16 protein-coding genes are annotated in these 24,718 nt (G+C 71.7%); 6 read left to right on the forward strand and 10 right to left on the reverse strand.

What is annotated here, in order from left to right; genetic code table 11:
- Positions 1–241: 241 nt before the first annotated feature.
- Both ACBJ32_RS22890 and ACBJ32_RS22895 read right to left on the reverse strand, forming a co-directional pair.
- Positions 242–1,228, reverse strand: a complete 987-nt coding sequence (locus ACBJ32_RS22890) for a malate dehydrogenase (protein WP_357886834.1) — start codon at positions 1,226–1,228, stop codon at positions 242–244.
- 58 nt (positions 1,229–1,286) lie between these two features.
- Entirely contained in the window at positions 1,287–3,440 is a 2,154-nt protein-coding gene (locus tag ACBJ32_RS22895; protein WP_375128407.1) for a protein kinase, read from the reverse strand.
- Positions 3,441–3,604: 164 nt separating this feature from the next.
- Between ACBJ32_RS22895 and ACBJ32_RS22900 the strand changes: the two genes are divergently transcribed.
- The gene (locus ACBJ32_RS22900) at positions 3,605–4,735 is read left to right on the forward strand and encodes a saccharopine dehydrogenase NADP-binding domain-containing protein (RefSeq protein WP_357886840.1); all 1,131 of its coding nucleotides are present in this window, start codon (positions 3,605–3,607) and stop codon (positions 4,733–4,735) included.
- Here ACBJ32_RS22900 and ACBJ32_RS22905 read toward each other — a convergent pair.
- From ACBJ32_RS22905 to ACBJ32_RS22925, 5 genes are all read right to left on the reverse strand, one after another.
- Positions 4,729–5,757, reverse strand: coding sequence for a polysaccharide deacetylase family protein (locus ACBJ32_RS22905; protein WP_375128408.1), 1,029 nt, complete (start codon positions 5,755–5,757; stop codon positions 4,729–4,731). The genes ACBJ32_RS22900 and ACBJ32_RS22905 overlap by 7 nt on opposite strands.
- A gap of 136 nt (positions 5,758–5,893) precedes the next feature.
- The gene (locus tag ACBJ32_RS22910) at positions 5,894–11,353 is read right to left on the reverse strand and encodes a carboxyl transferase domain-containing protein (RefSeq protein ID WP_375128409.1); all 5,460 of its coding nucleotides are present in this window, start codon (positions 11,351–11,353) and stop codon (positions 5,894–5,896) included.
- Between the two features lie 232 nt (positions 11,354–11,585).
- Positions 11,586–12,803: an NADP-dependent isocitrate dehydrogenase gene (locus ACBJ32_RS22915; RefSeq protein ID WP_357886848.1), complete on the reverse strand. Its 1,218-nt coding sequence runs from the start codon at positions 12,801–12,803 to the stop codon at positions 11,586–11,588.
- A gap of 53 nt (positions 12,804–12,856) precedes the next feature.
- Positions 12,857–13,165 (reverse strand): DUF3017 domain-containing protein, encoded by a 309-nt coding sequence (locus ACBJ32_RS22920; RefSeq protein ID WP_375128410.1) that lies wholly within the window; start codon positions 13,163–13,165, stop codon positions 12,857–12,859.
- A complete protein-coding gene (locus ACBJ32_RS22925) occupies positions 13,162–14,283 on the reverse strand; it encodes a citrate/2-methylcitrate synthase (protein ID WP_357886854.1) in 1,122 nt (373 codons plus the stop codon). Before ACBJ32_RS22925 ends, ACBJ32_RS22920 begins: the two co-directional genes overlap by 4 nt.
- Positions 14,284–14,464: 181 nt before the next feature.
- Here ACBJ32_RS22925 and ACBJ32_RS22930 point away from each other — a divergent pair, with 181 nt between their 5' ends.
- Complete coding sequence (locus tag ACBJ32_RS22930; protein ID WP_253752417.1) at positions 14,465–15,115, forward strand: FHA domain-containing protein; 651 nt, start codon at positions 14,465–14,467, stop codon at positions 15,113–15,115.
- 213 nt (positions 15,116–15,328) lie between these two features.
- On the opposite strand, the gene ACBJ32_RS22935 is transcribed toward ACBJ32_RS22930, so the two are convergent.
- Entirely contained in the window at positions 15,329–16,858 is a 1,530-nt protein-coding gene (locus ACBJ32_RS22935; RefSeq protein ID WP_375128411.1) for a glycoside hydrolase family 10 protein, read from the reverse strand.
- A gap of 87 nt (positions 16,859–16,945) precedes the next feature.
- Here ACBJ32_RS22935 and ACBJ32_RS22940 point away from each other — a divergent pair, with 87 nt between their 5' ends.
- Both ACBJ32_RS22940 and ACBJ32_RS22945 read left to right on the forward strand, forming a co-directional pair.
- The gene (locus ACBJ32_RS22940) at positions 16,946–18,376 is read left to right on the forward strand and encodes a glycoside hydrolase family 3 protein (RefSeq protein ID WP_375128412.1); all 1,431 of its coding nucleotides are present in this window, start codon (positions 16,946–16,948) and stop codon (positions 18,374–18,376) included.
- Positions 18,373–19,233 (forward strand): MurR/RpiR family transcriptional regulator, encoded by an 861-nt coding sequence (locus ACBJ32_RS22945; protein ID WP_357886864.1) that lies wholly within the window; start codon positions 18,373–18,375, stop codon positions 19,231–19,233. Before ACBJ32_RS22940 ends, ACBJ32_RS22945 begins: the two co-directional genes overlap by 4 nt.
- Before the next feature lie 44 nt (positions 19,234–19,277).
- Here the strand turns inward: ACBJ32_RS22945 and ACBJ32_RS22950 are convergent, their stop codons facing one another.
- On the reverse strand, positions 19,278–20,048 hold the full coding sequence (locus tag ACBJ32_RS22950; protein ID WP_375128413.1) for an IclR family transcriptional regulator C-terminal domain-containing protein: 771 nt from the start codon (positions 20,046–20,048) through the stop codon (positions 19,278–19,280).
- A gap of 408 nt (positions 20,049–20,456) precedes the next feature.
- Between ACBJ32_RS22950 and ACBJ32_RS22955 the strand changes: the two genes are divergently transcribed.
- Together ACBJ32_RS22955 and ACBJ32_RS22960 are read left to right on the forward strand one after the other, a co-directional pair.
- On the forward strand, positions 20,457–22,070 hold the full coding sequence (locus tag ACBJ32_RS22955) for a thiamine pyrophosphate-dependent enzyme (RefSeq protein WP_375128414.1): 1,614 nt from the start codon (positions 20,457–20,459) through the stop codon (positions 22,068–22,070).
- A gap of 25 nt (positions 22,071–22,095) precedes the next feature.
- The gene (locus ACBJ32_RS22960; RefSeq protein WP_375128415.1) at positions 22,096–23,556 is read left to right on the forward strand and encodes a benzaldehyde dehydrogenase; all 1,461 of its coding nucleotides are present in this window, start codon (positions 22,096–22,098) and stop codon (positions 23,554–23,556) included.
- A 122-nt stretch (positions 23,557–23,678) separates the two neighbouring features.
- Here the strand turns inward: ACBJ32_RS22960 and ACBJ32_RS22965 are convergent, their stop codons facing one another.
- Positions 23,679–24,530, reverse strand: coding sequence for a bifunctional methylenetetrahydrofolate dehydrogenase/methenyltetrahydrofolate cyclohydrolase (locus tag ACBJ32_RS22965; protein WP_375128416.1), 852 nt, complete (start codon positions 24,528–24,530; stop codon positions 23,679–23,681).
- Positions 24,531–24,718 lie beyond the last annotated feature (188 nt).

The following is a 24,718-nucleotide window of genomic DNA, read 5'->3' on the forward strand; positions in this document are numbered from 1 at the left end:
GCGGCAATGTGTGCTGTGATACCGAAATGTGAGGAGCTTTTCACCAAGGGTCACGAAGCTGATCTTCGGTGCCCTCATCGTGGTGTGCAGCGCGCTGGCGGCAGCGGGCGTGATCTTCGCCACCCCGCAGCCCGCTCCGGCCACCCAGTCGACGCCCTGCCCGGAAGTGGTACCCCCGTAGACCCCCGGGAACGCGAAACGCGCGCCCCCGGCCCGGAGGGCGCGCGTCCGGCGAAGAGGCTCAGATGAGGCCCAGCTCCTGGACGGCCTGGCGCTCCTCCTCCAGCTCGCGCACGCTGGCGTCGATGCGCTCGCGGGAGAAGGCGTCGATCTCGAGGCCCTGGATGATCTCGAACTTGCCGCCCGCCGCCCGCACCGGGAACGACGAGATGAGACCCTCGGGCACGCCGTAGGAGCCGTCGGAGACCACGGCCGCCGAGGTCCAGTCGGTGCCGTTGACCCAGTCGTAGACGTGGTCGATCGCGGCGTTGGCGGCCGAGGCCGCCGACGAGGCGCCGCGGGCGTCGATGATGGCGGCGCCGCGCTTGGCCACCGTCGGGATGAACGTGTCGCGCAGCCACTCGGTGTCGACCTGCTCGGCCGCGACCTTGCCGCCCACCTCGGCGTGGAACAGGTCGGGGTACTGCGTGGCGGAGTGGTTGCCCCAGATCGTCATCTTCTTGATCTCGGCGACCGGGACCTGGAGCTTGGCCGCGAGCTGGGACAGGGCGCGGTTGTGGTCGAGCCTGGTCATCGCGGTGAAGCGGTCGGCCGGCACGTCGGGCGCGTTGCGCTGGGCGATGAGCGCGTTGGTGTTGGCCGGGTTGCCCACGACCAGGACCTTGATGTCGTCGGCGGCGTGGTCGTTGATGGCCTTGCCCTGCGGGCCGAAGATGCCGCCGTTGGCGCCGAGCAGGTCGCCGCGCTCCATGCCGGCCTTGCGCGGCATGGCGCCGACCAGCAGCGCCACGTTGGCGCCGTCGAAGGCGACGTCAGGGTTGTCGGTGATCTCGATGCCGGACAGCAGCGGGAACGCGCAGTCGTCCAGCTCCATCGCCGTACCCTCGGCCGCCTTCACCGCCTGCGGGATCTCCAGCAGGCTGAGCTTGACCGGAACGTCGGCGCCGAGCAGCTGCCCCGACGCGATGCGGAACAGCAGTGCGTAGCCGATCTGGCCGGCGGCTCCGGTGACGGTCACCTTGACGGGCACAGTGGCTGACGACGCCATGGCCTTCCCCTAACTCCCAGCAAGAATCGTTGACGCCTGGGATGTTACCCGCTCGTCATCAGCAGGTTTCCATCGCGGGCACCTTCAGCTCCGCGTCGAAGTCCACCTTCTCGAAGTACCTGGTCAGGAGCTGCTGGATGTAGCCCTTGGCGTAGAAGTCGGCGATCACCGCCTCCACCGCCCGGCAGGTCCGCACGTCGCCGCTCTTGATGCCGACGCCGTAACGCTCGTTGGTGAGCTTGGCGCCGAGGATCTTGTAGCGCATGTTCTCCCTGGCCGCGAAGCCGGCCAGGATCAGGTCGTCGCCGGGCACCGCGGCCACCTTTCCGCTCCTGAGCATGTCCATGCAGGCGGCGTAGTCGCTGGCCGTGACCGGCACGACCTTCACCCGGTCCTGCACGGCGCCGACCGACGGGCTGTTGGGCGCGCAGATCCGCTTGCCCTTCAGGTCGCCGACGTCCTCGATGCCGTCGCCCGCGCGCACCAGGAGGTCCTGGTGGGCCAGGTAGTACGGCCCGGCGAACTGCGTGTCGCTCTGGTCGATCGAGTAGGTGGCCACGACGAGGTCCACCCGGCCCTCGGCCAGGGCGCCCGCGCGGTCGAACCTGCCCACCTGGACGAACGTGGTCTCCCTGGCCCCCAGCTCCGCCGCGATCCGCTTGGCGATCTCGATGTCGAAGCCCTCGAAGCCGTCGCCGTTCTGCAGCGCGACGCCCGGCAGGTCGCCCTTGACGCCGATCACGATCTTCCCGGTCTGCGCCACCTTGTCGGCCACCGTGGAGAACGTGGCCCCGGGCTCGGGCCCGGACGTCTCCTCGGCAGGGCCCGAGCCCCGCAGGAACGTCAGGTTGGCCAGGCCGCCGTTCAGCACCAGCGCGATCGCCGCGGCGGCGATCAGCACGATCGCGGTGGCCAGCGCCAGCCACACCTTCGCCCGCCTGCGCCGCGCCGGCGTGGCCGGCTCGGGCATCGGGTACGGCGCCCCGCCCCCTTCCGGCGGCACCGTGGCTGCGTGACTTCCCGACGGCGCTGTCATGGCACGCCGGCCTGCGTCGTGCTGCCCAGTTGTCTGCCGGCCTGTGGTGTGCTGCCCGGCGGTGTGCTGCGCGTCCTGCGGGGGGGCCGCCCCGGAGGCGGCGGCGCTCTGGCCCGACGGCGCCGCCGAGGCGCCCGTCCGGGCGGGCGGTGCGGAAGAGGCACCGGTCTGCGGGGACGGTACCGGTGAGGCGCCGGTCTGCGGGGACGGCGCCGGGGAGGCGCCGGTCCCGGACGACGGCACCACGGAGCCCTTGCGCCCCGGCTGCTCGGTGATCGACCGGGCCGACACCCTGATGAACGGCGTGGTGTCCTCGCTGGCCACCTGAACGCCCCTGCTGAGCACCGCCGTGGACGCCCCCGCCGCGGACGACTGCCCCAGCAGCCGCAGCAGGATCTGGTCGGCCGAGGGCCGCTCGGCCGGCGACTTGGCCAGCGCCTCGCGCACGACACCGCGCAGCGGCTCGTGCAGCATGCCGACGTCGACCTCGTGGTTGAGGATGCGGTTGAGCACCGTCGCGATGGACTTGCCCTCGAAGGCCACCGTCCCCGTCGCCGCGAAGGCGATCGTCGCCCCCCACGAGAAGACGTCCGTGAAGGGCCCGATGTCGTCACCGGCGATCTGCTCGGGCGCCATGTAGGCGGGGGTGCCGATGGCGCGGCTGGTGATCGTGCCGGTGGAGTCGATGATCCGGGCGATGCCGAAATCGACCACGCGCGGCCCGTCGGCGGCGATCAGCACGTTGTCGGGCTTGAAGTCGCGGTGCACGATCGAGGCGTGGTGGATCGCGGTGAGCGCGGTGGCGGTGCCGATGGCCAGCCGGTCGAGCACCGTGCCGGTCAGCGGCCCGTCGGTCTCGACGACCTCGCGCAGCGGCCGGCCGTCGATGTACTCGCTGGCGATGTACGGCGTGTCGCCGTCGAGATCGGCCTCGATCACCCGGGCGGTGCAGAACGACGCGACCCGCTGCGCCGCCTTCAGCTCCCTGGCGAAGCGCGACCTGGCGATGGTGTCGCCGCTGAACTTGACGTGCAGCAGCTTGATCGCGGCACGCTCGTCCTTGTCGTTGACGCCCAGGTAGACGATGCCCTGGCCACCTTCGCCGATCCGCCCGGACAGCCGGAAGGATCCAAGCTCGGTGGGATCGCCGGCGACCAGCGGCGAGATTTGCGGCATTCGTCATCCCCACGTGTGCTGAACCCCATCGACGCAAACTTTACGACGCTCAGCAACTTCTCAGGGATCGGTTAAGGTCTGGCTACGTCACGGCTTCGTGTCTTTCGTGAATCAGGCATTGCGCATCTTGTGTCCGCACCCCCGTTCGGGGAAGCCTCAGGATCATGGATCGCCCCTATGACATCGTGCTGTTCGGCGCGAGCGGGTTCACCGGCGCGCTGACGGCCGCCTACCTCGCCAGGGCCGCCGGCCCCGGCACTCGCTGGGCGCTGGCCGGACGCGACCGGGCCAAGCTGGAACGCCTCGGGCTCGACGTGCCGGTCCTGACCGCCGACGCCACCGACGCGGCCTCGCTCGCGGCGCTCGTCCGCCAGACCCGGGTCCTGGCCACCACGGTCGGCCCGTACGTCCTGCGCGGCGAGCCCCTCGTCGCCGCCTGCGCCGACGCCGGCACCCACTACCTCGACCTCACGGGCGAGCAGGAGTTCATGGACCGCGTGTACGTGCACTACCACGAGCGGGCGGCCAGGAGCGGCGCCAAGCTGGTGCACGCCTGCGGCTTCGACTCGATCCCGTACGACCTCGGCGTCCTGCACACGGTCACCCGGCTCCCCGAGGGCGAACCGCTCAGGATCAGCGGCTTCCTGCGGGCCAGCGGCCGCCCGTCGGGCGGCACGGCGGCCAGCGCGCTGACCGTCATGGGCCGCGGCCGCCAGGCCCTCCAGCAGGGCACGCAGCGCCGCTCCGCCGAGCCCCGGCCCAAGGGCCGCACGGTCAGCTCGCTGCCGGGCGGGCTGCGTTACGTGGGCGGCTGGGCCCTGCCCATGCCCAGCATCGACTCGCACGTCGTCGGCTACTCCGCCCGCCTGCTCGACCGCTACGGCCCCGACTTCACCTACCGCCAGCACTACGCGGTCCGCACCCTGCCCCAGGCGCTGGCCACGGTGGCGGGCGTGGGCGCGTTCGTGGCGCTGGCCCAGATCCCGCCGGCGCGCCGCTGGATGCAGGGCCGGGTGCGTCCCGGTGAGGGACCGTCACCCGCGCGGCGGGCCAGGAGCTGGTTCAAGGTCACGTTCCTGGGCGAGGGCGGGGGCGAGCGCGTGGTCACGGAGGTCGCGGGCGGCGACCCCGGCTACGACGAGACCGCCAAGATGCTCGCCGAGTCGGCCCTCTGCCTGGCCTTCGACGACGTCCCCGACCGCGCGGGCCAGCTCACCACCGCCTCGGCCATGGGGCAGCCCCTCATCGACCGCCTGCACCGCGCGGGGATCACCTTCAGGGTCCTCGATCAGTAGGGCAGGCTCCAGCTGGCGAAGGACTTGCGCAGGTACGGCGCCTTGTACTTGGGATAGGCCACCGTGCTCACGTCCCCGTCCGAGGTGTAGCGCATGTCCGGGTTCTTCTTGAGCCAGTCGAGCCAGGCGTGCGAGCAGAACTGCGCGCAGTCGCCCTTCTTCTCCATGGCCTTGATCCGCGGGATCCCGGCCGGGTCGTACGACTTGCTGAAGGGCGCCGGCGCGGGCGTGTACCCGGCCAGGAAGGCGCCCTGGTGGTTGTAGAGCTTGCCGCGCATCGCCCAGTCCTTCTTGTTCGGCTGGTTGCCGTACGGCAGGGCGATCGTGGTGGGCTTGACGTAGGACAAGGAGTTGATCTGCGCGGCGATCTTGCCGATCTGGTCCTCGACCTCCTTGCGCGAGCGGCCGCGCAGGTTGAGGTGGTCGCTGGTGTGGTTGCCGATCTCGAAGCCGTTGTCCTTGAGCCAGAGGAGCATCTGCGCCTGCTCCTCGCGCGCGGTCTTGCCGAACATGTCGCGCGTCACGTAGAACGTGGCCTTGGGCTTCCAGCCCGGGTGCGCGGCGGCGACCTCCTTGAGTATCGCGACCGCGGTGTCCTTCTGCGGCTCGCCCATCTGGTTCAGCGTGAGCTGCGAGGGCGAGGAGTCGTCGAACGTCAGCACCACGGGGTGCTTGCCGGCCGGAATGTCGATCTTGCCGGCCACCATCTCGGCGGCCGTGATCGGCACGTAGTCCTCCTTCACCAGCCGCTCCAGGTCGGCCCTGAACTGCTGCGGCGACCTGTCGTCCGTCGTCTGCGGCTTCGGCACGATCCGGTGGAACATCAGCACCGGGATCTGCCCGAGCTCGTTCGCCTTGACGTTGGCCGCGTTCTTGACCTTGGCCGCCTTGCTCGCCTTCAGCTTCGCGGCGGCGTCGACCTTGGTGTCGGCCAGCTTGGTGGTGTCCGGCTGAGAGTCGCAGCCGGACAGGAGCGCGGCGGCGGTGAGCGCCCCCAGCCCACTCAGAATTCTCAGTCGCATCCGAACCCCCCGAAACGCGTACGACTGTTCTGAGCTGCCTCATACCCACGTGATCAACAGCGCCACGCCGCCGTGAGCGTCAAGACATGGGAAAGGGCCGCCCCCGGAGGAAGGCGGCCCCTGCTCAGCGCGGGCCCTACGGCAGGCGGGCCTCGATGGCCTCGATCACCCGGGGGCGCAGCTCCGCGGCGCGGATGACGGCGTCCACGGAGCCGACCTCGACCGCGCGCCGGATGTTGTGCACCCGGTCGAACTCCGCGGCCACCTCGCCGAGCTTCTCCGCCCGCACCGACGCGCGCAACTCGTCCAGCTCGGCGGTCAGCGCGGCACGATCGGCCCCGGCTGCCGCGGCGACGCGCGCCTCCAGGTCCTGTACGCGCGGATCGGCCGCCGTCCTGGCGTTGACCTCGCCGGAGAAGACGACCGCGGCGGCCGGAGCGCCACCGAGCACCGAGGCGAACGAGCCCTCCAGCGCCAGCACGGTCATGTTCGGGTTCAGCGCCTTGGAGAACACCACGAACGCGCCACCGTGGTACCGCGAGATCACGCAGAACACGATGGGCCCGCGGAAGTTCACGATCGCGCGGCCGATCTCGGCGCCGTACTCGAGCTGCAGCTTCCGCATCGACTCCGGCGAGCCGTCGAAGCCGGACAGGTTCGCCAGCACCACCAGCGGCCGGTTGCCGCTGGCCGCGTTGATCGCCCGCGCGGCCTTCTTCGACGAGCGCGGGAACAGCGTGCCGGCGGTGTAGGTGTCGGGCCCGTCGGTGGGCGGGAAGCCGCGCCGCGGCACCGACCGCGACTCGATGCCGAGCAGGCACACCGGCATGCCGCCGAGATGCACGTCCTGCACCACCGCGGTCTCCGCGTCGGCCATGCCCGCCCAGCGCTCCAGCACCGGGTGGTCCTGGTCGGACAGCGCCCGCATCACGGTGCGGATGTCGAACGGCTTCTTGCGGTCGGGGTTGGTCGTGCTGGAGAAGATCTCGCCGACCGTGGTGAAGTCGCTGCCCTCCACGACGTGCGGGAAGTCGGAGATGTCACGATCGACGGGGTCGGTGGTCCGCGCCCGCCGCGGCCCCTGCTCGCCGGGGGCGACGTAGGTGTGGTCGTAGTGCGACATCAGCACGTCGCGCGCGGCGGACAGGTTCGGCGCCCAGTACTGGGCCTGCCCGTTCGGGCCCATCACCCGGTCGTAGCCGCCGATGCCGAAGTTGTCCTCCGCCGAGACGCCGCCGGAGAAGTCGAGCGACTGCTTGCCGGTGAGCACCATCGCCGAGTCCGGCGTCATCACCAGGATGCCCTTGGTGTGCATGAGCATCGTCGCCTCGGCGTTCCAGTACGGCTGCGCGCCGACGTTGATGCCCGCGACCACGATGTTGATCTCGCCGCCGTCCTGGGTGAACTCCACGATGCGCTTGAGCGCCGCGGCCACCCAGTCCATGTTCTCGGTGCCCGACTCCATGGAGATCCGGGCGCCTGCCGACAGCGCGTACCACTCCAGCGGCACCCGCATCCGCTCGGCCAGGTCCAGCGCGGCGATCACGCGGCGGCACTCGGGCTCCGACAGCGCGCCGAGCGACTTCGTCGGGTCGCCGAGCAGCACGACCCTGGTGATGCCCTCGGGGTGCCGCCTGGTCCGCGTGGTGACGACGCCCGCGACGATCGCCGCGGTGTTGCGGCCCTTCGGCCGGTCGACCGGCACGAGCCGGTGGTCGTCGTCGAGGTCGTGCTCGACGAAGTCGCCGAGCATGCCGGTCAGCTCGTACGGGTAGACGGTGTTGCGGCTGCTCGCGCGCAGCACCTTCTGCCGGTAGTCGTCCAGCGGCTCGATCGGCGCGTCCGACGGCTGGCTAATGGTCAGCTTGGGGGCGCCGGTGGCGTCGAGGGAGATGCGCACGGCGACCTTGGTCAGCGCGCCGGTCTCAGGGTCGCGCTGCCGCGCGATGAACAGCGTCTCCTCCAGCCCGGCCCCCGCGGTCGTCGGCAGCACGCGCCGGGCGAGCATCTCGATCTCGGCGCGGGTGAGGTTGCTGGGCGGCCAGACGTAGACCACGATCCGGTTGGTGTTGAGCCGCTTCTTCGACGGCCGCCGGGCCTGGGCGCGGCGGATCGAGTCGACGCAGGCGGCGATGATGTCCTCGGCCGTCGGCAGCGCGACGAGCCTGCCGTCGTGCTCGCGCAGCTCGGTCAGGTCGCGTACCTGCGCGAAGGCGATGAGACGGTCGTCGGACGGGTTCTCCCGCGCCACGCACTGGAAGAGGTAGACCTCCTCGTCCGACGACGGGAGCCGGGTGAGGTCGAACTTGTTCAGCCGTTCGAGCTGCATGCGCTCGGCGATGTACGGGTGCAGGCCGCGGATCAGCCGCTCCTCCGCCATCCCCTCGGCCGACGGGCGGAAGGTGAAGTGGTGGTGCATGACCGCCCCGCCGCGCCCGGCGACGGTGGCGGTGATCCTGCGGACCTGCTCGGGCAGCGGGTGCGCGGCGACGACCTCGTGCAGCGCGGCCGCCGCCGCGTCGGAGTCCTCGGGCTGGCCCTCCCAGACGAGGTAGATGTCGGCGTCCACGACGTCCTGGCCACCGCCGGCCAGCTCGGCCAGGCCGCGCAGGGCGCTGCCCAGCGCCTCGAAGCTCACCGCGGCGGAGACCACGCACGAGCCCGCGCGTTCGGCGATCACGAACGTGCAGCCCGCCACCTCGCTGGTGCGGACGGCGATGAGCGGCTTGTTGCCGTAGTACCGCCGGGTCAGCACCTCCAGCATGACCGCGTTGTCCAGGTTCTCGCGGACCAGGCGCTGGCCGAGCAGGCGCACCAGCGGCTCGGTGCTGCGGACCATCTCGGCGATGCGCTCGGCGCGGTCGGGCGAGCCGGGGTGCGCGTCGAGGTGGCGCAGGTGCTTGCGCACGCCGGCGTAGACGCGGGCGCGGTTGCGGCGCAGCAGCGGCTGCGCGAACCAGGCGAACACGACGCCACGTGCGAGGTCGGAGATCACCGGGAAGCGGACCTGCGTCGCGGCCAGCAGCCGCTCCAGCACGAGACCGGCGGGCTCGCGCAGCGCCTCGTCCGGCGGCGGCTCGCGCAGCCAGGAGCGCAGGAGGGTCGCCAGGACCGCGACGTCGGCGGACGCGCGCTGCTGGGCCAGGAAGATGCGGAACACCGCGCCCTCGAGCTCGCCCGTCCGCTCCAGCTCGGTGACGCCGTAGTGCCGCAGCGCCTTGGCGAGCTTGGTCTGGAAGGTGCCCGGCAGCCCGGCCCGCTCGACGTCGAGGCTCTGCAGGTAGGTGTGGAAGTACTCGCGCGGGCTGTGCACGTGCTCGTCGCCGTCCTCGCCGGCGGGCCGGTTGCGGCTCAGCTCGGCCAGGTCGGCGAACACCTCGAAGAGCTCCAGCTCCTCGGCCAGCGGCCGGTGGCCGTCCTCGATGACCGTACGGCGTGCGGCGAGGTAGTCGTCGAGCACCCGGCGCTCGTCGTGGGGGTCGAGGTCGTAGCCCAGCAGCAGGCCGCGCAGGCCCTCCTGGCCGCGCCTGGCGCGCTCCCGCGCCGGGATCTCGCCGGGCGCCGGGGGCAGGTCCAGCTCGACGGAGCCGACCGCCTCGTCGAGAGAGGCGGCGGGGTCGTCGGCCAGCGGCTCCAGCCGCAGCAGCGGCGCGCCCGTCTCCACCTGGCTGCCCACGGAGACGGAGATCTCCTTCAGCCGCGCCTTGAACGGCGCCCGCAGCACCGTCTCCATCTTCATGGACTCCAGCACCAGAACCGGCGCGCCCGCCTCGACCTCGGCGCCGACCGCCAGTGGCGTGGCGACGACCAGGGCGGGCGCGGGCGAGCGGACGACGCCGCCCTCGTCGCGGCTGACGCGGTGCGCCACGCCGTCCACCTCGATCAGGTGGGTGGCCCCGTGCGTGCCGATGAGCAGGCGGTAACGGCTGCCGTCGACGACGATCTGCCCGGTGTAGCGGTCGAAGCGGTCGAGCTCGACGTCGGCGGTGCGGACCTCGCCGGCCGCCTCGACGGCGACGCGGAAGCGGTGCGCGCCGACCCGCGCGACGCGCACGCGGTAGCCGGCGCCGCGCAGCTTGAGGTCCAGCGGCCGGCTGCTCTTGTGCTGCACCTGCGGGCGCCCGCCGAACGCGGTCGCGAGCAGCCGCTGCCGCTCGGCGCGCTCCTCCTCCTCGTACGCCTCGATGGCGGCGGCGGCCAGCGCGACGCCGGAGTGGCGGTGCGAGACGAGCCTGCCCTCGCCGCGGACGCGGTCGATCCAGCCGGTGTCGGCGCTGGCGTCGATCACCTCGGGCTGGTCGAGCAGGTCGAGCACGAAGCTCTTGTTCGTCGCGCCGCCCTCGATGATCACCGAGGTGCGGGCCATCGCCCGGCGCAGCCTGCCGAGCGCCTCCTCGCGGTCGCGGCCGTAGGCGATGATCTTGGCGATCATGGAGTCGAAGTCGGCGGGGATGGTGTCGCCCTCGCTGACACCGGTGTCGACCCGGATTCCCGGCCCGGCGGGCAGGTCCAGCCGGGCGATGCGGCCGGGCGACGGCGCGAAGTCGCGGTCGGGGTCCTCGGCGTTCAGCCGGGCCTCGATGGCGTGGCCGCGCTCCACCGGCGGCTCCCCTTCGAGCCGGCCGCCCGACGCCACGTGAAGCTGCGCCTTGACCAGGTCGAACCCGGTGGTGATCTCCGTGATCGGGTGCTCGACCTGCAGGCGGGTGTTGACCTCCAGGAACGCGAACAGCCGCTCGCCGGGGTGGTAGAGGAACTCGACGGTGGCCGCGCCGCGGTAGCCGACCGCGACGGCCAGCCGCTCGGCCGACGCCTTGAGCTCGGCCACCTGCTCGGGGCCGAGCACCGGCGAGGCCGACTCCTCGATGACCTTCTGGTTGCGCCGCTGCACCGAGCAGTCGCGGACGCCGAGCGCCCACGCCGTGCCCTGGCCGTCGGCGATCACCTGCACCTCGACGTGCCGGGCGCCGGTGACCAGCCGCTCCAGGAACACGACGCCGCTGCCGAACGCCCGCGCGGCCTCCTGGCTGGTGCGCTCGTAGGCGTCGTCCAGCTCGGCCTCGTTGGTGATCACGCGGATGCCGCGCCCGCCGCCGCCAGCGGTGGCCTTCAGCATCAGCGGGTAGCCGATCCCGGCCGCGGCCGTCCGGGCGGCGTCGAGGCTCTCGACGGCGCCGCGGCTCCACGGCGCGACCGGCACGCCGACCTCCTCGGCGATCAGCTTGGCGCCGATTTTGTCACCGAGCTTGCGCATGGCCTCCGGGCTCGGCCCGACGAAGGTGACCCCGATCCTGTCGCACAGCTCCGCGAACGCGGGGTCCTCGGCGACGAAGCCCCACCCGACCCACGCGGCGTCGGCCCCCGTCTCCACCAGCGCGCGCTCCAGTACCTTCAGGTCGAGGTAGGGGCGCGCCGAGGCGGGACCGAGGTCGTAGGACAGGTCCGCCTCGCGGACGAAGGTGGCCGTACGGTCGACGTCGGTGTACAGGGCGACGGTCTCCATCCGTGTCCCGGTCTCCGCGGCGAGGTCCCGTACGGCGTGGATGAGCCGCATGGCGGCCTCTCCACGATTGACGATGGCGACACGACTGAACACCCGACGAGCCCTCCTGTAGACCAACGATGTGCGCCCTGCGGCACGACAGCCCCGTGCAGTATCAACTCTCCCGTCTACCGACCGGCGGCGCCCATGTCGTAGACAGCGCACGCTACGCGGCTCGTTTTGTGGGAAACCCCCAAAAAGCCGACCGGGCGCGAGACGGCGGCAGACAGCCGAACGACCTCTACCACGCGGCGTAACCGCTGGTAGAGGCCGTGTCGGGTGGCAGTTAAGCCGACATCTTCTTCTTGAGGTTCTCGTCGAGAGCCGCCAGGAAGTCCTGGGTGGTCAGCCACTTGGCGTCGCCGCCGACGAGGAGCGCGAGGTCCTTGGTCATCTGACCGCCCTCGACCGTCTCGACGCAGACCTGCTCCAGCGTGTTGGCGAAGTCGGTCACCGCGGGGGTGTTGTCGAGCTTGCCGCGGTGGGCCAGCCCACGCGTCCACGCGAAGATCGAGGCGATCGGGTTGGTGGAGGTGGGGTTGCCCTGCTGGTGCTGGCGGTAGTGGCGGGTCACGGTGCCGTGCGCGGCCTCGGCCTCGACGGTCTGGCCGTCGGGGGTCATCAGGACCGAGGTCATCAGGCCGAGCGAGCCGAAGCCCTGGGCGACCGTGTCGGACTGGACGTCGCCGTCGTAGTTCTTCGCGGCCCAGACGTAGCCGCCCTCCCACTTCAGCGCCGCGGCGACCATGTCGTCGATGAGGCGGTGCTCGTAGGTCAGGCCGGCCTTGTCGAACTCGTCCTTGAACTCGGTCTCGAAGACCTCGGCGAAGATGTCCTTGAAGCGGCCGTCGTAGGCCTTGAGGATCGTGTTCTTCGTGGAGAGGTAGACCGGGTAGCCGCGGTTGAGGCCGTAACGCATCGACGCGCGGGCGAAGTCGCGGATCGACTCGTCCAGGTTGTACATCGCCATCGCGATGCCGCTGCCGGGGAAGTCGTACACGTCGAGCTCGATCGGCTCGGAGCCGTCCTTCGGCGTGTACGTCAGGGTCAGCGTGCCCTCGCCGGGGATCTTCAGGTCGGTCGCGCGGTACTGGTCGCCGAAGGCGTGACGGCCGACGACGATCGGCTTGGTCCAGCCGGGGACGAGCCGCGGCACGTTCGACATGATGATCGGCTCGCGGAAGATGACGCCGCCGAGGATGTTGCGGATGGTCCCGTTGGGGGACTTCCACATCTTCTTGAGTCCGAACTCCTCGACGCGCGCCTCGTCCGGGGTGATGGTGGCGCACTTCACACCGACGCCGTACTTCTTGATGGCGTTCGCGGCGTCGATGGTGACCTGGTCGTCCGTGGCGTCCCGGTGCTCGATGCCGAGGTCGTAGTACTTCAGGTCGACGTCGAGGTAGGGAAGGATCAGCTGGTCCTTGATGAACTGCCAGATGATCCGGGTCATCTCGTCGCCGTCAAGTTCGACGACGGGGCCCTCCACCTTGATCTTGGGCATGCGAATGGTTCCCCTTCAATGAATGGATGCGTTGAGGCTATCGGACCGCCAGGTCACGGTGCGAAAAGGGACAGGATGAGCGCCTTCAGCTCGTTGTTGTAAAGCAGGAGCGAGGTCAGGACCAGCACGAATCCGAACACGGACAGCGTGATGACGTCGATCTTCCTGCTTCTCAGCGCAAGCTGGCCGCCGTACCCGGCGAAGCGCAGCGCGGCGGCGATCATGATGGCGGCGCCCAGCACGAACCCGCCCCAGCGCGGGTTCACGATGAAGACCACGAGCACGCCGACGGCCGCACCCGCCAGGATCAGCGGGTACGGCCCCCAGCTCTCGCCTTTTTCGGTCCCTTGGTGGTGGCTCAACGCTCTTCTATCGGCTTCCACTTCTGGTCGGTCTCACCGATGTACTCACTGTCGGGGCGGATCAGCCGGTTGTCGGCGTGCTGCTCGATCACGTGAGCGGTCCAGCCGGACATGCGGCTGATGGAGAAGACCGGCGTGAACAGGTCGGTCGGGATGCCCAGGTAGTGGTAGACCGAGGCGGCGTAGAAGTCGACGTTGGGGTAGAGACCCTTGGTCTCGAAGACGACTTCCTCCATCTCCTTGGACATCCGGTAGTAGGTGTCGTCGCCGCTGGACTCGCCCAGCTCGGCCGACATCCTGCGCAGGTGCGTGGCGCGGGGGTCCTCCGTCTTGTAGACGCGGTGACCGAAGCCCATGATCTTCTCGCCGGCGGCGAGCTTGTCGCGGACGGCCTGGGCCACGCCTCCCGGCGACAGCGACTCCAGGGTCTTCATGACCTGCTCGTTCGCCCCGCCGTGCAGCGGGCCCTTGAGGGTGCCGATGGCGGCGACGACGGCGGAGTGCATGTCCGACAGGGTCGCGGCGCAGACGCGGGCGGCGAAGGTGGAGGCGTTCATGGTGTGGTCGGCGTGCAGGACCAGGCACTCGTCGAAGATCTCGACCTCGCGCGGGCCGGGCGTGCGGCCGGTGACCTGGAGCAGGAAGTTCGCGGCGATGCTCAGCGACGGGTCCGGCTCGGGGGCCTCGGAGCCGGTGCGGGCGGCGTGGTAGCGGGCGACGAGCAGCGGCTGCTGGGCGACCAGCCGGGCCGCCTTGCGCAGGTTGGCGTCGGGCGCGATGGAGTCCTTGTCGGGGTCGTCGGCGCCCGACAGCGAGACCAGCGAGCGCAGCGCCTCCATGGGTTTCTGTTTCTCGGCGATCTCGGCGATGTTCGCGGACACCAGGGCGCCCAGCTCCCGGCCGCGCGCCAGCTCGGCGCCGTACGCGTCGAGCTCGGAGCGGGTGGGCAGCTTGCCACGCTGGAGCAGGTGTGCGGTCTCCTCGAACGTCGCGCGGCCGGCCAGGTCGTGGATGTCGTATCCACGGTAGAAGAGGCGACCGGCCTTTCCGTCGATGTCACTCAGCGCTGTGGACGCCGCGACGACATCGGCCAGACCTTTCGTGGGCTTGTCCGCCATGAGTGATTCCTCCGCTTATCTTCGTCCGAAGTCTACCCGTGAGCAGGCAAAACCGACCGCAAAGGTCCAGACCAATTTCACGTCGGATTCTCCTTTCGGCAAAGGAGATTCCGCATCCCCTCGGTTGGGTAAGCCGGAGCTGTAGTAATAGTTACGGCGGGCTACCTGGGGAGGAACTGCCGTGGAGGGGCCGTTCATACGCATCGAGGACACTGGCGAGGTGGTCCCGTTGCGCCCCGAGATCACGACGGTCGGAAGGGGCCGGGGTGTTGACATCCGGCTCACCGACCCCAGCGTGTCTCGACTCCATGCCGAGTTCGTCAGACGAGGACCCTACCTGTACGTCGTGGACCTGGGGCTGTCCAGGAACGGCACGCGGGTGAACGGCAGGCCGATCGCCCGGAGGGTCCTTGACGACGGCGACGTCGTTTCCTTCGGCGCGGCGCGGGGCCGGATCGGTGGAGTCCCCCGAGAGGACTTCACCCCCGAGGTCGAACTGCGCAGGGCGGCCGCGCCCGAGCTGACCAGGCGCGAGGTCGACGTGCTGACCTCGCTCTGCAGGCCGGCGCTGTCGGACGAGGCGTTCGTCGCTCCGGCGACCGCACGCGAGATCGCCGACGACCTGGTCGTGACCGAGGCCGCGGTCAAGCAGCACCTGCTGCGGCTCTACCAGAAGTTCAGGATCCCCGAAGGCACCAACCGGCGCACCCGGCTGGCCAACGAGGTCGTCGCGCTCGGACTCGTGCGCCCGACCCCCGTGGTCCCGCCACAGCGCGCGTCTGGGGCCTCGGCGGCCGAGCAGCCTTCGGCGGCTGGGCGCAGGGCGTCTTAACAGGGCTTCTGAGATCGCGACCGGGGCTACGGCGAGGGGTTCCGGCAGCGTCGGACCCCAAGCCCCACCATGCCGATCGTGGCACGGATTCGAGCAGCGGTGATGCGTCCGAAAGGGCGTGTGCCGGGCTCGTCGCCGGTCAGGAAAGCGGCCGGCGACGCGCGCGGGCGCAGCACGCCCTCAGACCATCTCAGATCATCCGGGCAGCACCCCTCAGATCGCCCGGAACCCGTTGCTCGGCCTGCTCGTCCGGTTGGCCCGGTCCACCGCCACCGCGTAGTAGTGGTCGCCGCGCTCGCCGTCGGGGTCGGTCCAGCGGACCTGCCGGTCGCCGGGCACGATCGCGACGAGGTTGCGCGCGTCGGCGAAGTCACCTGAGCCCGCGTGCCGGTCGAAGCGGAAGATGGCGAACAGGAACGGCTCGTCCCTGCCGGTGGCCACGGCCCGCACCTCGACCCCGCCGGAGCGGCGCTTGGCGTACGCCACCACCGGCCGCCGCGGCGGCTCGCCGCCCGCCAGCCTGGGCAGCACGGGCGCGAGCGCGGGCCGCTGGTAGTGGTCGTTGACCGCGGTGGAGATGGAGCCGATCCGGTCCACCTTGACGTCGTTGGCGTTGTACCAGATGTCGCCGCCGATCTCGGGGTGCTCGCGGTTGAGCGTCAGATGCCTGGACAGCTCGCCCGGCACCTGCCACTCGGGCGCCTGCGCGGGGTCGCCCGCCTTGTACGCGGCCTGCCCGATCCACAGCAGCGTGTTCGTGCCGCTCGCCACGTCCGACCACCACGGCACGAGCTTGGAGTAGTCGGCAGGAGGCTGCCCGATGTACCAGTAGAGCTGCGGCGCGATGTAGTCGAGCCAGCCCTTCTTGACCCAGCCGCGGGTGTCGGCGTGCAGGTTGTCGTACGACTGGCCGCCGTTGGTCTCGGAGCCGAGCGGGTCGGTGGCCTTGTTGCGCCAGATGCCGGACGGGCTGATGCCCCAGGCGATGCCGGGCTTGGCCGCCAGCACGCGCTGCTGCATCTCCTGCACCATGAGGTCCACGTTGTTGCGCCGCCAGGCGGCCAGGTCGGGGAAGCCGGCCCCGTACTTGGCGAACTCCTCGGCGTCGTCGAAGGCCGTGGTGTTGGTCGGGTAGAAGTAGTCGTCGAAGTGCAGGCCGTCGATGTCGTAGCGGGTGACCGCGTCCATCATCGCGTCCTGGCAGAACGTGCGGACCTCCGGCATGCCCGGGTTGTAGTAGAGCTTGCCGCCGAACGGCACGATCCAGTCGGGGTGCTGCCGTCCGGGGTGGTCGGGGTGCAGCTTGGCCGGGTCGGCCTGCATCGAGACGCGGTACGGGTTGAACCAGGCGTGGAAGGCCAGGCCGCGCTTGTGGGTCTCCTCCACGGCGAACCCGAGCGGGTCGTAGCCGGGGTCCTGCCCCTGGGTGCCGGTCAGGTACTGCGACCACGGCTCGTACGGTGACGGCCAGAACGCGTCGGCCGTCGGCCTGATCTGCACGAACACCGAGTTGAGCTTCCTCTGGACGGCCACGTCCAGCCAGGCGAGGTACTCGGCCTTCTGCTCCTCGGCGCTCAGCCCGGGCTTGGACGGCCAGTTGATGTTGACCACGGACGCGATCCACATACCCCGCATCTGACGCAACGGCGGGACATATCCGGATTGAGCGAACGCCGGCAGCGGGACGGCGGAAGCGGCAGCGGCGAGGGCGAGACCCTTCAGGAAAGTCCTTCTGCTGGGCATGGGGGGTGGCCTCTCGGAAGTGGTTGTGTCGAGGCCGACGATGACAGAAAATTACCTTCAGATCAACAACTGTGAAGGAAAATGCCGATGAGCGGTGACCTGTACAGACTGGCGATGACGGTGCTGCATCCGGGGTTCGAGGGGACCTCCGCCCCCGACTGGTTGCGCCGCGCGCTGGGAGAGGGTCTCGGCGGCGTGGTGCTGTTCGCCCGCAACGCCGTCAACGCGCGGCTCGTCCGGCAACTGCGCGCGGAGCACCCCGGCACCGTGATCGCCATCGACGAGGAGGGCGGCACGGTCACCCGGCTGGAGGTCATGGCCGGCAGCTCCTTCCCCGGCAACCGGGCGCTGGGCGTGGTGGACGACGTGGCGCTCACCGAGCAGGTGGGCCGCCAGATCGGCAGGATGCTCGCAGATCTCGACATCACCCTCGACTACGCGCCCTCCGCCGACGTGAACGCCAACCCCGCCAACCCGGTCATCGGCGTGCGCTCGTTCGGCCCCGAACCGGAGCTCGTCGCCCGCCACACCGTCGCCTACGTGCGCGGCGTGCAGGGCGCGGGCGTGGCGGCGTGCGCCAAGCACTTCCCCGGCCACGGCGACACGGTCACCGACTCCCACCTCGCGCTGCCCACCGTGCACGCCTCGCGGGAGGTGCTGGCCGAGCGCGACCTGCCGCCGTTCCGGGCGGCGATCGGCGCCGGGGTGCGCTCGATCATGTCCGGCCACCTGCTGGTGCCCGCGCTCGACCCGTCGATGCCTGCGACGCTCAGCCGTACCGTCCTGACCGAACTCCTCAGGGGCGAGCTCGGGTTCGACGGGATGCTCGTCACCGACGCGATCGAGATGCGGGCGGTGGCCGCCATGTTCAGCCCCGGCGAGATCGCGGTGCGCGCGCTCGCCGCCGGCGTGGACGCCATCTGCGCCGGGCTGACCACCGAGGACGGGCTGCGGGAGTTGCGCGACGCGATCGTGGCCGCCGTCCGCGACGGCCGGCTGCCCGAGGAGCGGCTGGCGGAGGCGGCCGGCCGGGTGCGCGCGCTGTCCGGCTGGTACGCCGATCAGGCCCTGGCACGGGCGCAGGCGCACGACGACCTCGACGAGGGCGTCGGCCTGCGGGCCGCCCGCAGGGCGCTCACCACGTCGGGGACCGCCGGGCTCGACCGGGGGCCGCTGGTCGTCGAGATCAACACCCGGCTCAACCAGGCCGTGGACCCCGCCACGCGGACAGGCGTGACGGCCGCGCTGGCCTCCCTGCTGCCGAACATCGACAGCGTGCGGCTCGGCCCCGAAGGGGAGCTGCCCGCCTTCGACGACCGGCCCGTCGTGCTGGTGGTGCACGACGCCGCCCGTCACCCCTGGGTACGCGACACCGTGGCCAAGGCCCTCGCGGTCCGGCCCGACGCGATCATCGTGGACACCGGCGTCCCCGCCCCGCCCCCGGGCGCCACCCACGTCGCCACCCACGGCATCTCCCGCGTGTCCGCGCTGGCCGCGGCCGAATGGCTGCTCGCGTGAGCGCCGAGCCCGCGAACCCGGTCGCCGCCGTACGCGCCGTGCTGCCCTCGCTGACCCCGGCGGCGCAGTCCATCGCGCGGCTCATCCTGGACGATCCCGGGCTGGTCGTCCGGAGCACGATCACCGAGTTCAGCGTGGTGTCGGGGACGAGCGAGGCGACCGTCGTGCGTACGGCGCGGGCGCTGGGCTTCACCGGCTACTCGCAGCTCCGCTTCGCGCTGGCGGCGGCCGTGGCCAAGGAGCCCGAGCGGCTGGTGCCCGGCGACCTCGGGCCCGACGACCCGCTGACGGACGTGATCGCCAAGGTGGCGCGGGCCGAGGCCGACGCGCTGGCCGACACGGCCGCGCAGCTCGATCCCGACCAGCTCGGGGAGGTCGTGACCGCGATCTCGGAGGCGCGGCGGGTGGACGTGTACGGGGTGGCGGCGTCGGGGCTGGTGGCGGCCGACATGTCGCAGAAGCTGCTGCGGATCGGGCTGTCGAGCCATCCGTTCAGCGATGCCCATCTGGCGTTGACCAGCGCGGCGCTGCTGAAGGCCGGGGACGTGGCGGTGGCGATCAGTTGCACGGGGGAGACGCCTGACGTGCTGGTGCCGGCGCGTACGGCGGCGGAGGCGGGAGCGCTGGTCGTGGGGATCACGAACAACCCGCGGTCGTCGCTGGCCGAGCTGGCGGATCACACGCTGGTGTCGGCGGGACGCGAGACCGCCTTCCGGCCGGGGGCGCTGGCCAGCCGGATCAGCCAGTTGCTGATCGTGGACTGCATCTTCGTGGGGCTGGCGCAGCGGCGCTACGACACGGCGGACGCGGCCATCCGGGCTACCCGCCTGGCCACGGACCGCTATCGCAACCGGTGACCCGCAGGCAGGGGCACAGGTCCCCTCGGGGTGGGAGGGGTCGGTCAGGCGCGGGCCGATGACAGGGAGGCCAGGTCGGCCTCGATCCTGGCCGCCGTGGCCAGCAGCGGGGGCAGCAGGTCGCGCTCGGCGGCCTGCAGGCTCGTACGGGTGGCGTGCGTCGAGACGTTGACCGCCGCCACCGTCCGCCCCGTGCGGTCGCGGATCGGGGCGGCGATCGAGCGCAGCCCCTCCTCCAGCTCCTGGTCCACCATCGCCCACCCGCGCGCCCGCACCTCGTCCAGCTCGGCGCGCAACGCGGCGGGCAGCACGATCGTGCGGGAGGTGAGCCGCCGCAGGCAGGCCCGCGCCAGGTAGGCCTCCAGCGCCTCCGGCGGCAGCGCCGCCAGCAGCACCCGCCCCATGGACGTGCAGTACGCCGGGAACCGGGTGCCGATGCTGATGCTCACCCGCATGATCCGCGCCGTGGCCACCCGCGCCACGTACACCACGTCCTCCCCGTCCAGCACCGCCACCGAGGCCGACTCGCGCACCTGCGCGGCCAGCCGTTCGAGGTGCGGATCGGCCACCTCGGGCAGCGACAGGCCGGACAGGTAGGCGTACCCCAGCTCCAGCACCCGAGGCGTGAGCGCGAACAGCCGCCCGTCGTTGCGCACGTACCCGAGCTCGGTCAGCGTGATGAGGAACCGCCTGGCCGCCGCCCTGCTGAGCCCGGTGGCGCGGGCCACCTGGCTGAGCGTCTGCTCGGGCGCGGCGGCGCTGAACGCCCGGATCACCGCGAGCCCGCGGGCCAGCGACTGCACATGATCCACCATAGTGATCCCCTTGACAGGAGCCGGCAAAGGCGTAGCTTCCGCGATACGGGGTTGTTCGATCAGAGAATATCTGTGCGCATAGCGAACGACTAGGAGCAGGCCGTGCGTCGCGCCCTCGGGATCCGCGCCGCTCCAGGCGTGCCCGCACGCGGCGGCGCCGAGCCTGCCACGCCCACCCCGGGACCCGAACCCGGCCGAGGTCGACGCCGGCGCGCCCATCCACCTCGGCAAGGCCGAGGGCTTCCGAATCGGCCTGACCGTCACCCCGGTCCAGGGCGGCCCGGCGGCCGTGAGGACCTCGAGATCGACCTGCCCGCGCGACCGGCTCACGACGCGGTCGCTGCCCCCGCCTCGGGGAGCTGCGCTGGCAGCACGTCCACCGGCAGATCCAGCGAGCAAGGGGGCACAGTGAGGACCGTCAGGAACGCCGTCTTCGACATCCTTCGGCGCCACGAGCTGACCACGATCTTCGCCAACCCCGGCTCGACCGAGGTGCCGCTGCTCGCCGGGCTGCCCGACGACCTGCGGTTCGTGCTGGCCCTGCACGAGGGGTCGGTGGTCGGCATGGCCACCGGCTGGGCCATCGGGCGCGGGGCTCCCGCGCTGGTGCTCCTGCACACCGCGGCCGGGCTGGGCAACGCCGTCTCCGCCATCGCCACCGCCAGGGAGAACCGGGTGCCGCTGGTGATCGTCGTCGGCCAGCAGGACCGGCGGCACCTCGCGCTGGAGCCGTTCCTGGCCGGGCGGCTGTCCGGGCTGGCCGGCGACTACCCGGTACGCGTCGACCAGCCGGTGCGGGCGCAGGACGTGCCGGGCGCGGTCGTCAGGGCCTTCCACGAGGCGACCACGTCCAGGGGGCCCGCGCTGGTCGTGGTGCCGATGGACGACTGGGCGGCGCCCTTCGACGGCGAGACCGTGGCGGCGCCCGCGCGGCTGCTGCGGCCGGCCGCCGTGGCCGACGCCGACCTGGCGCCGCTGGTGGAGCTGGTGTCCGGGGCGCGCGAGCCGGCGATCGTGGCGGGCGCGGGCGTGGGCCCCGGGTGGTTCGCGCTCGTGGCGCTGGCCGAGCGGCTGGGGTGCCCGGTGTACCAGGAGTCGTTCGGCGGGCGGGCCGGGTTCCCGCAGGACCATCCGCAGTACGCGGGGGTGCTGCCCGAGGACAGGGTGCGGCTACGGGAGCGGCTGCGGCCCCATGACGTGGTGCTGGTGGTGGGGGCGCCGGTGTTCCGGCAGTACTCGTACGCGCCGGGGCCGCTGGTGCCGCCCGGCACGGTGATCGCGCTGGTGACGGACGATCCGGAGGTGGCGCATCGCAGCCCGGCGGACCTGACGTACCTCGCCGCTCCGGAGGCCGTCTGCGCCCGCCTGGCCGAGCTGCTGCCCGCTTCCGAACACGGCGGCGCCTGGTCACGCATGTCCGGTCATGAGCGTGGCGGAGCATCGTCACGCGCGTCCGGGCATGAGCCGTACGCGGGCGGGCCGCTGCGGCCCACGGACGTGCTGCGGGCGCTGGCCGAGCGGCTCCCGCACGACGTGGCGCTCATCGAGGAGGCCCCCTCCGCGCGCCCCGACCTGCACGAGATCGTGCCCGCCAGGACCTCGTTCGGCTTCATCTCGGCGGCCATGGGCGGGCTCGGGTTCGGCGTGCCCGCCGCCGTGGGCCTGCGGATGGCGCTGCCCGACCGGCCCGTCGTCGCGGTCGTGGGCGACGGGTCGGCGCTGTACGGCGTGCAGGGCCTCTGGAGCGCCGCGCACTACCGGGTGGGCGTGCTGTTCGTCGTGCTCGCCAACGGCCGGTACGCGGTCCTCGACCGGCTGGCCGACAGGCACGGCGGCGGGAAGGGCCCGTGGCCGCAGTTCGCCGAGGTGGACATGGGCGCCCTCGCCAGGTCGCTGGGCTGTCCGGCGCAGCGCGTGGAGACGTACGACGACCTGACCGCGACCCTCGACGAGATCGTGCCCACGCTCGCCACCCGCGAGACTCCCCTGCTGCTCGACGTGGTCGTGAGCGTGGATCCGTGAGTTCCAGTCTGCAAGGAGGCGCACCATGACGTTCCTGGACCCCAAGATCTGGACGGGATCGCTCTTCGACGGCGGCTGGACCGCCTCACGGGCCGGCGACGTCCCCGTCATCGAGCCCGCCACCGGCGACGAACTCGGCCGCGCGGGCACGGCCGGCGCCGCGGACGTGGCGGCCGCCGCCGTACGCGCCCGGCAGGAGCAGCCGGCCTGGGCCGCGACCCCGTACGAGGAGCGGGCCGCGCTGCTGCGGCGGGCCGGGCGGCTGTTCGAGGAGCACGCGCAGGAGATCCAGGACTGGATCGTGCGGGAGTCGGGCGGCGTGCCGGGCAAGGCCGCCTTCGAGACGCACGTGGCGGCGCAGGAGTGTTACGAGGCGGCGGCGCTGGCCTCGCAGCCGCTCGGCGAGGTGCTGCCGACGGCGCGCAAGCGGCTCAGCTTCGCCCGGCGGGTGCCGGTCGGCGTCGTGGGCGTGATCGCGCCGTTCAACTTCCCGCTCATCCTCGGCACCAGGTCCGTCGCCCCGGCGCTGGCGCTGGGCAACGCGGTGGTGCTCAAGCCGGACCAGCGCACCGCCGTCTGCGGCGGGTACGCCCTCGCCCGCGTCTTCGAGGAGGCCGGGCTGCCCGCCGGCCTGCTGCACGTGCTGCCCGGCGGCCCCGAAGCCGGCCAGGCCCTGGTCGCCGACCTGAACATCCCCGTGATCTCCTTCACCGGCTCGACGGCAGCCGGGCGCAAGGTGGGCGAGCTGGCCGCGCGCTCGCTCAAGCGGGTGCACCTGGAGCTGGGCGGCAACTCGGCCCTGGTCGTCTTCGACGACGCCGACCTCGACCCCGCCGCGTCGGCGGGCGCCTGGGCGTCGTTCTTCCACCAGGGGCAGATCTGCATGACCTCGGGCCGGCACCTCGTGCACACGGCCGTCGCCGAGGAGTACGTCTCGCGCCTGGCCGCCAAGGCGAGCGCTCTGCCGGTCGGCGACCCGGCCACCGGGGAGGTCGCGCTCGGGCCGCTCATCGACGCGGGGCAGCGGGACCGGGTGCACCGGCTGGTCACCGAGAGCGTGTCGGCCGGGGCCCGGCTGGCGTGCGGAGGGACGTACGAGGGGCTGTTCTACCGGCCCACGGTGCTGGCGGAGGTGCCGGTCGGCGCGCCGGCGTACGCGGAGGAGGTGTTCGGGCCCGTGGCGCCCGTGACGACGTTCTCCACGCTGGAGGAGGCGGCGGCGCTGGCCGCCGACTCGCCGTACGGCCTGTCGCTGGGCATCCTCACCCGGGACGTGATGAAGGGGCTGGCCCTGGCGGACCTGGTGCCGACGGGCATCGTGCACATCAACGACCAGACGGTGGACGACGAGGCCGTGGCCCCGTTCGGCGGGGTGGGCGCGTCGGGGACGGGGGCGCGGTTCGGCGGGACCGGGGCCAACGTCGACGCCTTCACCGAGACGCAGTGGGTCACCATGCAGGGGGACATCGCCCGGTACCCGTTCTGAAGGCGCCCGGTCACGCACGCCGCCGCCCTGCCGGCGTTTGCGCCGGCAGGGCCCTTGAGACTTTCGGGAGGGACGAGGCCGCCACGACCTCCGTCACCTGACGCAGGCGGCGGCCTGACTCCTCACCCGAGGCGGCGTTCGGCGGCCTCCACGACGTTGGACAGCAGCAGCGCGCGCGTCATCGGCCCGACGCCGCCCGGGTTGGGCGTGAGGTAACCGGCGACATCCTCCACGTCCAGCGCCACGTCCCCGGCGATCTTGCCGTTCACGCGGGAGACGCCGACGTCGAGCACGGCGGCGCCCGGCTTGACCATGTCCTTCGTGATCAGCTCGGGCACCCCGGCCGCCGCCACCACGATGTCGGCGCGGCGTACGTGGCCGGCCAGGTCCTGGGTGCCGGTGTGGCACAGGGTCACGGTGGCGTTCTCGCTGCGGCGGGTCAGCAGCAGGCCGAGCGAGCGCCCCACCGTGATGCCGCGGCCCACCACGGCGACCTCGGCCCCCTTGATCGGGACGCCGTACTCCTGCAGCAGCAGCACGATGCCGTGCGGGGTGCAGGGCAACGGGGCGTCGACCATGTGCACGAGCCGCCCGAGGTTGACCGGGTGCAGGCCGTCGGCGTCCTTGGCCGGGTCGATGCGCTCCAGCAGCGCCATCGTGTCGAGGTGCTTGGGCAGGGGGAGCTGGACGATGTAACCGGTGCACGCCGGGGAGGCGTTGAGCTCGTCGATGGCCGCTTCGACGTCGGCCTGGGAGGCGGTCGCCGGCAGGTCGACGCGGATGGAGGCGATGCCCACCTCCGCGCAGTCGCGGTGCTTGCCCGCGACGTAGATCTGGCTGCCGGGGTCGTCGCCCACGAGCACGGTGCCGAGGCCGGGGGTGATGCCGCGTTCCTTGAGCGCTGCCACCCGGTTCGTGAGGTCTGCCTTGATCTTGGCGGCGGTCGCCTTGCCATCGAGTTTCACTGCGCTCATGCCGCAATCCTTCCATGCCTGCCCCGCTCCTCCGCACCGGACCACGCCCACCCTCGCCACACCCTGCCGCGCCTAGTTATCCACAGGCCCCAGGCAGTCGACCCAAGTTATCCACAGCCCCGCACTGACATCGTTGTCATTGATCTTGGAAGGGCTTAGTGTTACGGGCGCCAGCAACAAGTGCACGG

The sequence above is a fragment of the Nonomuraea sp. GTA35 genome, from assembly GCF_041950525.1.
Classification (GTDB): Bacteria; Actinomycetota; Actinomycetes; order Streptosporangiales; family Streptosporangiaceae; genus Nonomuraea.